Origin of the sequence: Microcoleus sp. AT9b-C3 (genome assembly GCF_036705485.1) — a bacterium.
In the GTDB taxonomy this organism is placed as follows: domain Bacteria; phylum Cyanobacteriota; class Cyanobacteriia; order Cyanobacteriales; family Microcoleaceae; genus Microcoleus.
Genome location: NZ_JAUBUR010000002.1, coordinates 51453 through 64850, shown reverse-complemented (window position 1 = coordinate 64850; position 13398 = coordinate 51453). Strand labels below are relative to the sequence as shown.

The 13398-nt window shown below is 44.5% G+C and carries 12 protein-coding genes and 1 pseudogene; 6 read left to right on the top strand and 7 right to left on the bottom strand.

The window, feature by feature from the left end:
* Positions 1-91 precede the first annotated feature (91 nt).
* The 5 genes from QUB77_RS02045 (at position 92) to coaBC (ending at position 7387) form a co-directional block, all read left to right on the top strand.
* Positions 92-2002: an ATP-binding protein gene (locus tag QUB77_RS02045; RefSeq protein WP_333173206.1), complete on the top strand. Its 1911-nt coding sequence runs from the start codon at positions 92-94 to the stop codon at positions 2000-2002.
* Positions 2003-2378: 376 nt separating this feature from the next.
* Positions 2379-4463: a CHASE domain-containing protein gene (locus QUB77_RS02040; RefSeq protein WP_333173204.1), complete on the top strand. Its 2085-nt coding sequence runs from the start codon at positions 2379-2381 to the stop codon at positions 4461-4463.
* A gap of 573 nt (positions 4464-5036) precedes the next feature.
* The gene (locus tag QUB77_RS02035) at positions 5037-5660 is read left to right on the top strand and encodes an alpha/beta hydrolase (protein WP_333173421.1); all 624 of its coding nucleotides are present in this window, start codon (positions 5037-5039) and stop codon (positions 5658-5660) included.
* 45 nt (positions 5661-5705) lie between these two features.
* The gene (isiD, locus tag QUB77_RS02030; protein ID WP_006632739.1) at positions 5706-5918 is read left to right on the top strand and encodes a protein IsiD; all 213 of its coding nucleotides are present in this window, start codon (positions 5706-5708) and stop codon (positions 5916-5918) included.
* Between the two features lie 269 nt (positions 5919-6187).
* Positions 6188-7387, top strand: coding sequence for a bifunctional phosphopantothenoylcysteine decarboxylase/phosphopantothenate--cysteine ligase CoaBC (gene coaBC, locus QUB77_RS02025; protein ID WP_333173203.1), 1200 nt, complete (start codon positions 6188-6190; stop codon positions 7385-7387).
* A 16-nt stretch (positions 7388-7403) separates the two neighbouring features.
* Here the strand turns inward: coaBC and QUB77_RS02020 are convergent, their stop codons facing one another.
* The 4 genes and pseudogenes from QUB77_RS02020 to QUB77_RS02005 all read right to left on the bottom strand — a co-directional run bounded on the left by QUB77_RS02020 (position 7404) and on the right by QUB77_RS02005 (position 8814).
* Entirely contained in the window at positions 7404-7799 is a 396-nt protein-coding gene (locus QUB77_RS02020) for a transcriptional regulator (RefSeq protein WP_333173201.1), read from the bottom strand.
* 22 nt (positions 7800-7821) lie between these two features.
* A pseudogene (locus QUB77_RS02015) lies at positions 7822-8116 on the bottom strand (type II toxin-antitoxin system RelE/ParE family toxin).
* 4 nt (positions 8117-8120) lie between these two features.
* A complete protein-coding gene (locus tag QUB77_RS02010) occupies positions 8121-8498 on the bottom strand; it encodes a transcriptional regulator (protein ID WP_333173199.1) in 378 nt (125 codons plus the stop codon).
* A complete protein-coding gene (locus tag QUB77_RS02005; protein ID WP_333173197.1) occupies positions 8470-8814 on the bottom strand; it encodes a type II toxin-antitoxin system RelE/ParE family toxin in 345 nt (114 codons plus the stop codon). The genes QUB77_RS02010 and QUB77_RS02005 overlap by 29 nt, the downstream gene beginning before the upstream one ends.
* Positions 8815-8968: 154 nt before the next feature.
* Between QUB77_RS02005 and QUB77_RS02000 the strand changes: the two genes are divergently transcribed.
* On the top strand, positions 8969-9442 hold the full coding sequence (locus tag QUB77_RS02000; RefSeq protein WP_333173195.1) for a hypothetical protein: 474 nt from the start codon (positions 8969-8971) through the stop codon (positions 9440-9442).
* A gap of 101 nt (positions 9443-9543) precedes the next feature.
* Here QUB77_RS02000 and QUB77_RS01995 read toward each other — a convergent pair whose 3' ends face one another.
* The 3 genes from QUB77_RS01995 to QUB77_RS01985 form a co-directional block, all read right to left on the bottom strand.
* Positions 9544-11226 (bottom strand): DUF262 domain-containing HNH endonuclease family protein, encoded by a 1683-nt coding sequence (locus QUB77_RS01995; protein WP_333173192.1) that lies wholly within the window; start codon positions 11224-11226, stop codon positions 9544-9546.
* A 159-nt stretch (positions 11227-11385) separates the two neighbouring features.
* Positions 11386-12456, bottom strand: a complete 1071-nt coding sequence (locus QUB77_RS01990; RefSeq protein WP_333173189.1) for an aromatic ring-hydroxylating dioxygenase subunit alpha — start codon at positions 12454-12456, stop codon at positions 11386-11388.
* Positions 12456-13142, bottom strand: coding sequence for a methyltransferase domain-containing protein (locus QUB77_RS01985; RefSeq protein ID WP_333173187.1), 687 nt, complete (start codon positions 13140-13142; stop codon positions 12456-12458). The genes QUB77_RS01990 and QUB77_RS01985 overlap by 1 nt, the downstream gene beginning before the upstream one ends.
* Positions 13143-13398: the final 256 nt, after the last annotated feature.

Genomic DNA, 13398 nt, shown 5'->3' with positions numbered 1-13398 from the left:
TCTCACTGCTGGAATATCTATGCCCGCAGGTAGTATCCCCTGCACCGAGTATAAAGTTACCGTTAAAAATTAGCTAAAAGGAGGTTAGAAAATGCTGCAAGAAAAAAGCACCGAAACAGCCCGCGTCAATGCTCGAAAAACAGATGTTTTTGATGTGTTCAACTTCAAACACTATATGGGGCCAAACCCTTATTTAGACACAGCAGCTTTAGTTTTCGATTTAGCGTTGACGGGCGCCAGCGAACCTTTGCCGATCGCGCATTACCAGGAAATTATTGGCGATCGCTACCCGCAACTGCTGCACGAAACTTTCTCGAACCATGCCCAACTGTTCGGCCGTACCGCCTCAGAAGTAGCAAAACTAGACATGGGTTTGCACTTCCAACACTGGAACATCAAGCCATTTTCTCACTTTAACAGAATCAGCATAGAAGCACTTCACGCCCGCACCGGCAGAGCAGTTGTTTACGCAGTTTGGGATTGGTTTGAAGCCATCAATCAAAATCAAGACTTTCCCTTGGAAGCACAAATGGGCGCGCTGCAAAATATGTTCCGGCAGTCAGTCTACGGAGGCCCGACAGTTTATTCGTTAATGCGATCGGCATCCCAAAAAGGCATTCCCGTATTTTATTTGTGGGATGAAGGACTAATGCAATATGGGTACGGCAAAAAACTTGTTCGCGGCTCTGCAACTACCTTTGATTGTGACAGCCATTTAGACTCAGATTTTACCACGCGCAAAGACGATTGTAAAGCTTTTCTCGCTACATTAGGATTTCCTGTCCCCAAAGGCGATATCGTCTCCACAGAAAGCGGAGCTCTAGCAGTTGCTAGAGACATTGGCTATCCAGTTGCTGTCAAACCAGTAGTGGGTCATAAAGGAATAGGCGTCACAGCAGATATCCGAGATGGTGAGGAATTGCAGGCAGCTTTTAAAAGAGCAGTTAAGGCCATTCCCGAAACAGAACCGGTGCGAGTAATTGTGGAAAACAGCATCAAAGGATCGGATTTTAGGCTGTTGTGCGTTGACGGCAAATTTGTTTCTGCAACTGAACGCCGGCCCGCTTGGGTAACAGGAGATGGCGACTCAACAGTTCGCGAATTGATCCGCCGTGAAAACCGCAAAGCAGAACGTTTGGATACGCCAACTTCGGCCCTGAGCAAAATTCAGTCCGACGAAGCGATGGAAATGTATCTGGCAGAACAAGGGCTGTCATTGGATAGTGTCCTAGAGTGCGATCGCATTGTGTATCTACGCAAAGTCGCCAATCTTTCCGCAGGCGGCGTCAGCATCGACGCTACCCGCAATATTCACCCGGATAACATTGTTTTGGCTCAAGATATCGCCCTACATTTTCGGTTAGCTTGTTTGGGGGTTGATGTAATAACAGAAACTCTCGCCAAATCTTGGAAAACAGGCAATTTTGGGATTCTCGAAATCAATGCCGCGCCGGGAATTTTTATGCACCTCAACCCGGCTGTCGGCGAAGGTGTTGATGTGCCTTCGCATATTATCGAAACTTTCTTTGACTCTGGCAAATCCGCCCGAATTCCGATTATTACTTTCAACCGAATTTCGGTGCACGATCTGCAAGAAACAATCGACCACATTCTGTTGCAGCATCCCGATTGGACGATCGGTGCTGTGTGTCGCGGGGGACTTTTTGTCAACCGTTCTGAGAAAGTTTTGAATAATAGTTACAATCTTAACGTGCAAAGTTTGCTGCGGAATCCCAAGCTCGATTTGTTAATTGCTGAATATCCAGGAAATATTTTGGAAGCTGAGGGAATGTTTTATCGGGGAAGCAATATGGTGGTGCTGGACAATCCGGGGGAAACTGAGATGATGTTGGTCAGAGAAAGCACTGATGACGATACTGTTGTGGTGAGGGAAGGAAATAGTATTTCTATTCGGCGCCAGGGGTTGATCGAACAGTATACTCTGGGAGATGATGAACCGTTTACACGGGTTTATTTGAAGGAAATAGGGACTGTTTTGTAAGCTGTTCCACATTTAAGTTAGCTGTCTAGGGCGGGTATTGATTACCCGCCCCACCAGCTCAAGGTTTTTTCTCGTTCCCAAGTGCTTCCGGGGAAGTAACTTGGGGATAGCCCAGATGGGAACTGGCTTCGTTACACTTAGTTACAATTGCTTTCAATTCCTCAGTCGTGGATGCACTATTCGTAAAAAGCCGGTTTCTTCCCAACTTTCTCGTTACCACAGCAATATTTTCGTAGAAATGGGGTTTCTCAGGGTAAGTCCTATTCCTGCGATCGTAAGTTTTTAAACAATCTGGTTTGTGCGCTGTCGATCGTGCTATCAAGGAACTTCACAAGTCTTTAAACAATTGCACTCCGGTGGCAGAAGGTGTGGGAATATGAATGTTGCGAGCAATTGGTTTAATTCGCTGACCCAAAGTTTACTGTCGCACCGTCGTTACATTCCTGCAGCGCTGACTCTTTGCACTGGTACGAGTTTGTCATTGGCAGCCGCAGCCGTCGTGTGGCATTCGGAAAACCACCGAATGCAAGCTGAATTTCATCAGCAAGCCGATCGCCTGAATGTGGCATTGCAGCAAAGCATCAACAAAAATTTAGAATTTCTGTACTCACTTGAAGCATTCTACAGCGCATCTACTGAAGTTAGCAGACAAGATTTTAAGCAATTCACTCAACCTGCACTTGCCCGAAATACTGCTATACATTCTGTTAACTGGATTCGGCGCGTGCCGGCTGCCCAAAAAACAGCTTACGAACGGAAAATTCGAGCCGAAGGTTTTCCGGCATTTCAAATTTACGAACGAACGCCTGACAAAAAGCAGGTCAAAGCAAAAGTGCGATCGGAATACTTTCCCATTATTTACAGAGAAGCATTAGAAGAAGATAACAAAGTGATCGGTTTTGATGTTGCCTCCAGCCCCGATCGCAAAACAGCTTTAGAGAAATCGGTGAATACCGGGAAAATAGCGGCTTCCGCGCGGATTAGATTAGTCAGCAACAATCAACCGGGATTGCAAGTATTTCTGCCAGTACCCCGCCGCACAACTTCTGGTGACTCGGTTAACAGCCGCCAAAACCTCATGGGAGTTATTGCGGGTCTGTTTCAGATCACGAGTATGGTCGATTCCTCTTTAGAATCGCTAAATTTAGACAAGATTAATTTTTACCTCTATGACGACTCTGCTATAGAGAAAGAACGCTTTCTGGTGCGCTACGACTCACAAGCTAAGCAGTTAATAGATAACCCAAAATACGAAAAGCCAGAGTTAGCTAATATCCGGGGAAAAATCTGTCAAAATCCTAGTGCTTGCACTCGCTTATTTAACGTAGCAGACCGCCAGTGGAGGCTGCTAGTTTTGCCTGGGAAGGGGTACAACAGTATGAGGACACATCAGGGTTCGATGGCAATTGGCGCGATCGGGCTATTGATGACTGGCAGCTTGACGATTTACCTGTTGATGTCTCTAGAACGTACTGCAAAAGTAGAACAGCAAGTGTACGATCGTACAATTCAACTAAAACAGCGCACCGCTGAACTAGAAACAGCACTAAAAAATTTGCAGGAAGCTCAATTTAAACTCATCCAAACTGAAAAAATGTCCAGCTTGGGGCAGTTGGTGGCTGGAGTAGCCCACGAAATTAACAATCCTGTGAACTTCATCTCTGGCAACCTTATCCATACAGGCGCATATACTCGAGACTTGCTGGAACTTGTGGAAATATACCAGCAGCAATATCCGAACCCAACGCCCGAAGTGCAAGCAAAACTAAAAGATATTGATTTAGAGTTTATCACTGAAGACTTGCCTAAAATCCTACAATCTATGAATATGGGAGCTCAACGGATCAGCCAGATCGTGCTTTCTCTGCGGAATTTTTCGCGCTTGGATGAAGCCGAAATGAAGTCGGTTGACATTCACCAAGGCATTGACAGCACCTTGATGATTTTGGAGAGTCGGCTGAAACAAAAAGCTGATTTTTCTGGCATTAAACTCATCAAAGAATACGGAAATTTGCCATTAGTGGAGTGCTGGGCGGGACAATTGAATCAGGTATTTATGAATGTTTTGAGCAATGCTATTGATGTTTTATATGATGCAGCAAATCAAAACAAGCTCGAAAAAAACGCCTCGAATTCTGCATTTTTACCTACTATTCGGATTCGCACTGAACTTTTAAGTTCTAATTGTGTATGCGTGCGAATCGCTGACAATGGAACGGGGATGACGGAAAATGTCAAAAAGCGTTTGTTTGATCCGTTTTTTACTACCAAGCCTGTAGGCAAAGGTCCTGGCTTGGGATTGTCGATCTGCTATCAAATAGTAGACAAACATCAAGGTTCGCTCAGGTGCGTATCGGCTCCGGGAGAGGGAACTGAATTCTGGATTGAGGTGCCGGTGCGGCAACAGTCCGAGCAATCTGTTTCTAAGGTTTCACCTGCGGTAAGTGTCAATCGATTTTAGATTTTAGATTTTAGATTTTAGATTTTAGAAGTGGGGATAAATTACTGTTTAATGGTTTAGATTTCTTCTACAGTTGCAGCTTTTTTGAGAACTAATATCAAGTGAAATTAGGTGAATAAATTGGTATAATTTGATTTTTTAAAAATAGTTTTTAGGAGCGGGAACCCGAGAACTCGATTGACATATAGTAGTTCTCAAAAAAGTTCGTGGGCGCTTGGGTTGTCGGTGTTCGGTAATCGGGAATCGGGAAAAAGTTAATCATGAAAAAGCTTGCTGTTCAAAAGCACGGTAGTGCCATTATTCATTACCCATTACCCATTACCAGACATACCTCACTCTTAATGAGACTCGGCTATATATATACCTAGCGAGAATTTGGTTTGCATTCCAGTGAAAGATGCTCCCGGTGCTTAGGTTGCACCCTACAATTAACAGTCAACTGTCCTGAGTTAGAGTTATTGCCAAGCGCGTCTTAATTTATAGTTAAATATCGCCCAAAACAAATATTTGGGGTTTGACTCCCCGTGACAATTTATAATTGTAGCAATGCCAGATTACCAATTATTAACTACGATGTCTTTACAATCTATTAGCATTCCGCCCACAACGGATCGCAAACCTGTTGCTTTGATTGTCGCTTTGCATGGATGGGGTGCTAATGCTCGCGATTTGACTCCCTTAGCACCGGCTTTCAATTTGCCGGATTATCAGTTTGTGTTTCCCGATGCCCCCTTTCCCCATCCGCAAGTAAGCAGCGGCAAAGCGTGGTATAACCTTCAAAGCAAAGACGCTCAGGGATTGGTAGAAAGCCGGCAATTGCTGAGGGAATTTTTGCTGTCTTTGGAAAGCAGCACGGGCGTGCCTTTGTCTCGCACGATTTTAGGTGGTTTTTCTCAAGGCGGAGCGATGACTCTAGATGTGGGATTGAGTTTGCCCGTAGCCGGTTTAATTTGTCTGAGCGGTTATTTACACCCGATTTCGCCAGTTGCTGGGAGTGCTTTGCCACCTGTTTTAATCGTGCACGGTACTCAAGATACTATTGTGCCTGTTAGTGCTGCTGTGCGATCGCGCGAGAGTTTGACGGCTTGGGGAGCTGCGGTGCAGTATCGAGAATTTAACATGGGACACGAGATTCTGCCGGAAGTTATAGATGTAATGCGAAGTTTTGTTGTAGAAACTGTGTCGAAATCTGATTAAAGGTTTAGTATATAGTATGGCGGAAGTCTCGGGCAGGGGAAAAAAATGAAAACTTTAACCAAAGCATCGCGCGATATTGCTGTACTTACTTCTCAGGACGTGGCAGAGTTGGCTGTCCGTTTGGAAGTTGACGATTATACAGATCCTTTTGAGGGATTGAATGATTGGCATTTGTTGCGATCGCTTGCCTTTCAGCGGCCGGAGCTGGTTGAACCTTATCTCCACCTTCTGGATATGGAAGCCTACGACGAAGCATAGCCTTAAAAATCTAGCTCAAAAAATTCGACGGAATTGAGGAAGAAGTTAGCAGCATATTTTGTTGCGGATTAAACAGATGAATTAGGGATTTTAGCCTGTTTTTATCTTAATTTCTTTCTTGATTCTTTTTTATGGCTGAAGGAAGAAGGAAGAAGGAAGAAGGAAGAAGGAAGAAAGAATGAGGAGATGCGATCGGGCAATTCTTCGCACTGGTTTCAGGAATTCATCAAGTTCTCATAACCTCGAAGGTTGCTGTATTACCAAAAATCATGAAAGGCAGACGAATTTTAATCGGCGTTAGTGGCGGGATTGCGGCTTACAAAGTTTGCGAAGTAGTTTCAACTTTAGCGAAAGCGGGAGCGGAAGTTAAAGTTATTCTTACTGATGCGGCTGGGGAGTTTGTAACGCCTTTGACTTTTGCTACTCTGTGCCGCCATCCTGCTTTTACTGACAAAGATTTTTGGCAAGCAAGTCACGGCCGCCCCCTGCACATTCAACTGGGAGAATGGGCGGAAGTTTTTGTTATTGCTCCTTTGACAGCTAATACTTTGGCTAAGTTGGCGGGGGGTTTTGCTGATAATTTGCTGACTAATACTGTCTTAGCTTCTACTTGCCCAATTTTGCTGGCACCGGCGATGAATACGGATATGTGGGAACAGCCGGCGGTGCAGCGGAATTGGCGGGAAGTGTTGACTTATCGGCGCTATCATGCTGCGAATCCGGGGGCGGGAATGCTGGCGTGCGATCGCGCGGGTGTTGGCCGGATGGCAGAACCTTGTGAGATTGTGCCACATATTGAGTCGCTGTTGTATGCGAAGGGCGATCGAGATTTAGCGGGCATTAGGGTGTTGATCAGTGCGGGAGGAACGCGGGAACACCTCGATCCGGTGCGGTTTATCGGCAATCCTTCCAGTGGGAAAATGGGTATAGCTTTGGCGCAAGCTGCACAGCACCGCGGCGCGACAGTGACGCTGGTACACAGTATAACTGGCGAATTGCCGCTCTCAGGTGTGCGGGCGATCGCCGTTACGAGTGCACAAGAAATGCGGCAGGCGATGCTGCAATGCTTTCACGAGGCGGATTTGACGGTGATGGCCGCAGCGGTAGCGGATGTGAAGCCGGCTGAGTACAGTAGTGAGAAACTGCCGAAGCGATCGCTCCCGAATTGTTTACCGTTGGCACCGGTAGCGGATATTGTGGCAGAGTTGGGAAAATTGAAACAGCCGCACCAAAAATTAATCGGTTTTGCAGCACAAACTGGGGATATTGTCAAGCCAGCTTTGGAGAAATTGCGGACAAAGAAACTAGATGTAATTGCCGCAAACCCGATCGATCGAATAGGTGCAGGTTTCGGCAGCAATACCAATCAAGCAATATTAATTAATGCCGCCGGCAAGCAAGTAGAAATAGCACCTTGCAGCAAGCTAGAAATGGCTCACCGATTGTTAGATTTTGTGAGGGAAGGGTGAGGCCGCGATTTACTCATTAACTGGGATTAATTACTACTGGTTCGGGCGATAATTCTGATTCCCCAAAATCCGTTGATTCCGAGTCAGCCGACAACTTAGTATCTGCGACAGTAATTTCTAGTTTAAATCCTAATGCTTCGAGCAGTGCTACCAAACTATAAATTTCCGAACCTGCACTTTCAGCAAGCATCTTGTCGAGTTTTTCGTGATGCTGTTTTGCTGACTCCGAAAGAGCATTCATCCTGATTCGAGCCTCAATCACCTTTCGGATGGCATTTCTCAAAAGGGCGGGTTCAGGGTCTTTTTCTTCCAAAATAGCGCCGATAAAACCAGCAGCTTCTTCCGGCTCGTGGAGAGATTCAATTAGGTACTCGCGGTAGCTATCACTTGTCGGTGCTTTCACGTTTTTCATAATCTGTCCAGTATTCTATAGCTTATCGAATGTTATATTCTTGGGTGCTTTTATCCCCAACAATGAGGATTACCACAATTGTCAAGCCGACTTGGCCGAAGTAGAGGCGGTAGCCCGGGCCATAATTAATTCTGAGTTCAAAAACTCATTGTCCCGCTGAGTTGAAATCTCCGAGATTACCTTGCTCAACTTCGGTCAAGCCTAGATTTGATTCTAACTCTAACATTCCGATCGCGGAGGGCATCAAGCCACTCGGCGAATGGTGCCGTACCCTCTGCTGTACTGTAACGTCGAAGTTCCCTGGGTTGTACTTCCATGATTTTATCGTACTTGATTAACAATTTCTATCGTAGGGCGATCGACAGTACATTCAGCAGACAACTCACTATCTTCAACAGTAATTCCTAGTTTAAATCCTAATGCTTCGAGCAGTGCTACCAAACTATAGATTTCCGAACCTGCACTTTCTGTCAACATCTTGTCAAGCTTTTCCCATTGAAGTTGAGCTGACTCTGATAAATTGTTGAACTTTAGCCGAGAATCAACAACATCTTTGAGTACCATTTGGAGCAATTTAGGTTCATCGCTGGCTTCTGTCAATGTCACCTCGATATAACCTGCTGCTTCTTGGGCATTTCTCAGAGATTCGATCAGAAATTCTTGGTAACTCCTACTCGTTGGTGCTTTCACGTCTTTCATAGTCTCTCCAATATTGAATAGCTTTGCCAATATCTTGCTCTTGAGTGCTCTTATCTCCACCTACTAGCAGAAGTACAATTGTCAGCCCCACTTGTCCAAAGTAAAGCCGATATCCAGGGCCAGAGTCTATTTTGAGTTCAAAAACTCCTTCTCCGACGGGCTTACAATCTCCTAGATTACCAGTCATGACTCGCTTAAGCCTTAACCGAATCCTGTTTTTGCTTGTGGTATCCCGGAGCGAGTTATACCAATCTTCAAAAGGATTTGTCCCATCTGCTCTCAGGTAGTTGCGAATTTCCCTGGGTTGTACTTCCATGATTTTATCGTACTTGATTAACAATTTCTATCGTAGGGCGATCGACAGTGCATTAAGTGGGCAAATAAATCATACTTAAGACAGAGGTATTCGATAGACAAAATAGTAAACCTTGTTTGAGGAAACAAAGTTTAAATCAAACAGGGCATTGTGAATGAATTTTAAATCGATCGCAAAAACCAATCTACTATTCGGCAGCCTGATAATTAGCCTCGGATTGCAATCACTTCCAGCAGCAGCGCAATCAGTCACCGACGCGCAAGTTTCCGCCCTCGTAGAAGCAATGCGACAAGCCGCACCGCCACAAACTGCAAATGACGGAATGTACAGTCAGTGGCAAGTTTTACCTGGCAATATTTCCCGCTGGGCAAAATTCTGTACCAAACAAGATTTAACACCCCAACAATTTGAGGCCGACGCGACAAAAGCCAAATCAATTGTTACCTGTATCGTGGGCGATTTGCTGCGCGACGAATACAAAGCTAGCAGCAACAATGAAACCGTCGCTGTACGCCGCGCCGCTTGCTGGTGGATGACAGGCGACTCCGCAGCTTGCAAAAGTGGCGCAACTGCTACTTATGCGGATAAAGTTGTCAGCGTTTACCAGCAGCAGCGGGCTAAAAAGTAAGGTTTGTGCTGCGGGAGTTGGATTTTTTTGACCGCAGATGGACGCAGATGGTTTTGTGCTGATGGACAGATAAGAGCGATTTGATATCAAATTCAATTCTCCTATAAGCGCCAAAGATTCTTGAGAACATTAATCAGCTCTTTCTGCCGTCGAGCGATTACTTCTGGCGTCCATTCCTGTTCCCGCAGCACTTGGGTAGTAAGTGCAAAGGGTGAAACACCTGTTTTAGTGGTGAAATACTTCTGCTTTTTCACATCAAAATCATAATTTTGTGCCTGAGTGTTTTTCGCAGAAGATAGCAAAACTAAGTTACCAAGACGATGCACATATTGATCGCGCTCTTGCTCACTAGGAAACCATTTCATCCACTCACTATTAGCGGCGGGATTTTGAGGAAGTACGTGCTCGACAGTAATATTGGAGAAGTTGTAAGATGCTTCACCTTCTGAGAGAGCAGCATCTAAGCGCACCAAGACATAACGACGAATTTTTTTAATTAGGTAAAGGTCACTATCGAGGACTTTAACGATATTGTTGGACTCTTCAGGAGTAAACTGCAGCGGTGAATGGGAATTGAATAAGTCTTCCTCTTGTTCAATAGCATTTAGCAATCGGCTGTAACGTTCAATGCGCTCATTAATATTAGAGCGGAGAATCATTAAACCCGCCGCTAGGCGGTCTAAATCAGTAAAAAAACGCACCAAATTCTCGGGGTTATTACGATGGCGCGATAGGTAGAAAATAGCAGGCGGTATCCAGTCGAAATTATCAATTTTCTCTAAAAATTTAAACAGTTGATTTATTTCTTCGGCACGCCAGACACTTTCATACCTTAAGCTCACAATTTCCGAAAAAGCATTAGCATAAGGAGCTAAAATCTCATCAATAAATTGCTGAGGCGCCGCCGCAGGATTGATGTTTTCCTGAAAATCTTTAAGGACGCTCTTGTTGAGTTTTTTCTTTTCCTTAATCATGCGAATATGAGAAAACAGGTCTTTGAATAGCTCGCGTCCCAGATCCTCCTCGGTATCTTCCCACTTTTTAGTATATTTTTCTTGTTGCTGTTGGGGTATTTTTCCAATAATGTCAGCTTTCAAGATATCAGTTAGCGAGAGATCTAATCCCCTATTGTTCAACACAGAAAATATACGATATGCAGAGTCAAAGTCAGGCGTAGAAACCACTACCAAGAAGCACTGAGTAATGATGAACTGGGCAAGGCGTATACAGCACTCTTCGCCTACCGCATGGAAACGTTGCAAGAATAAATGTGCATTTTCTTTAATCAGCTTCTGACTCTCCATCAGCTCAGCACTGTTCAATTGTTTGAGCTTTTTAATACCACCTTCATTTTGAATATATGCCTTAAAAAAGTCTGCATCTCGCTCGCGCAAATTCAAACGGTAACGATTAGGAGTACCCGCAATTAAACTGCCTTTTTGGTATAGAAAAGTGGTCAAGTCATTGGCGTGTTCTGTTGGCAATGATGCCCTGAGAGCAGCTAGTAGTATGGTGAGGGTGGTTAGACGTTGCTGACCATCTACAATTTCAGCGGCTGGTTGCTCCGATTTAATTAAAACAATGCTGCCTAGAAAGTAGGGGTTGAGTTCACCAATCGTCTCGTTACCCTCTCCCAAGAATGTTAGCAGGTCTTCCAGCAGTTCCCCAGCTTCCTCCTTTGTCCAAGCATAGGGACGCTGGTAGAGGGGAATGGTGAACACAAAGTCATCGCTAAAGATTTTCTTAATGGGGTGTTCCTCGCCCTTGATGCTGACACGGTTCATGCTTGGTTCCTGGGTTAGGTGTGGTTGGTAATTGCTTCCCGAAAGTCAATGTTACCTGTTGCTAGAATACCATGCTCAAGCTTGGAAAGGCGAACTCTCAACTTACCCTGTGCAGGCTGCTTTCATTCGTCCCGCTTTAGGCTTCAATCTGTGACTGAATTATTCATTTTCTGCCTGACTTATCATCAACTTTTGTACACTACTCAAGGCCCGATTTAATTCATAACTCTTTCTTTCTGAATTCTGCAAAAAAGCCTGCTGTTCTTCTTCAATCATTAACACATCTTGCCGCACCAAACCATCTAATAACTTTTGAGCAGCACCGAAACAAATATCTTTGATAAACTTGCGAAACCAAACAGGCAATTTGTGCAGCCGCCAAAACGCATTTAATGAGGTAAAGTGAATTAAATAAGCGCGTGTAGCTGTCTCGCTCACCGGACAAACCAAGCAGTAAATCTTAAAGTCGCTCCCCAAAGTTGAAACCCAATGCGGGTAAACGTAACTCACCTCTAACGGTTCCGGGTGCAGTCGGCGCAAAGATTTAAAAAACAACTGAGAAATTGACCATATTTTATCTATTTTGTAATAACTTTGTGCCTGATAGCGAGCAGTTACTTGATGCTCGTTTTCTTCTAAAGCATCTAATACCGGATTTGCCCAAGCTTGCCAATCATTATGCAAGTGTCCGTGGTACATATCCATCAAGTTTTCTATTAAAAATGAATAGTGTGCCTGACAGTCGATGACTGAAACTGTGGCAATATAATTGAGATGTTCCCACTCGGGCAAATCCAGTAAATCTATTTTTTCTGCTTGCATTTCGTCGCCGGGAAACAGCCAGATAAAACCGTTTTTTTCCTTGACTGGATAGGAGCGAATTTTGCAGTTAGGTAGCTTTTGATTTTCTGCTAAATAATCGACTTCGGCACATTCTCCCCTTGCATTTAACCGCCATCCGTGGTAAGCACATTCGATTAAATCGCCTTTAACTTGACCGTGGCTGAGTTTAACTTGCCGGTGCGGACATCTATCTTCTAAAGCGTTGATTTTGCCTGCCGTGTCGCGGAAAAGTACGATCGCCCGATGCCAGATTTTCGCAGCGACGGGCTGAGTTTGCACCTCTGTCGTGCGGGCGATGGCATACCAGCGATCGAGATTAATGCCCAACTCGCGGATGTGAGTTTTTTCTCCCCTTGCAGATACCGATTTTATCGCGTTGTTTTGCATTACAAATGTTCCCAAATTACGCCCATAAAACAACCCAATTTTACAAAATAACAGCCCGGAAAGCAACGACCGTAAATTTTTATAAATCTCCGTTCTGACAAATACCTGTCGCTAGCTAAATGTTTCAACCAGCTTGGCGAAAGTCTAAATCTTAATAATCTTAAAGCATTGCGAAATCCGTAGGTCGAACAGTCGGGCCTAAAATCTCTGGCTGCCCCTAATATGTAGCCTATTGTAGCAGGTGTCTCCACTTCCGATATATTATCTAAAAAGACGATTTTTCCGTGCGGATTTAACAAGTTTTTAATTGCATGGAGGGCGACGGGGAGGTTGGGCAGGTGGTGAAAAGTAGCAGCACTAACTATTAAATCAAATTTGCGATCGAGCGCTAATTGACTGGCATCCATTTGGATGTATTCGATATTCGGGGCTGAGCGTTTTTGACGGGCGATGTCGAGCATTTTCGCTGACAAATCGACGGCGACTACACGATCGTAATACTTGGCTAATTCAAAAGCAAGAATTCCCGAACCGCAGCCAATATCTAATACTGCACCTTTGCTGGTCGATAAATTTTTAGTAAAGAAATCGTTCTGGCTTTGCAAGGTGGCGGCGAAATCGTATTCTGTTGCAAAAGCATCAAACATTACAGATTTATTGCGAATTTTGCAGTTACTCTTCAGCATCTATTATTGCTTTATACTAATTCCATAATTAATATTTTAACCGCATATCCATCCCCCTCAACGCAGATTTTTTTTTGTTTGCAAGCTCTGCCTTTTCTCTTCAGGGAAACCACACCCACAAACCGTAACTCATCTTAACAAAAAAAATGTAACTCTAGAAAACCTCCCAACCCTTATGGAATCAGTCCTTCTCCTTCCTTAAAATCTAAAATCTAAAATCGTATGGCTGGGGGCGGGTTTCACCGAGAATAGCAGC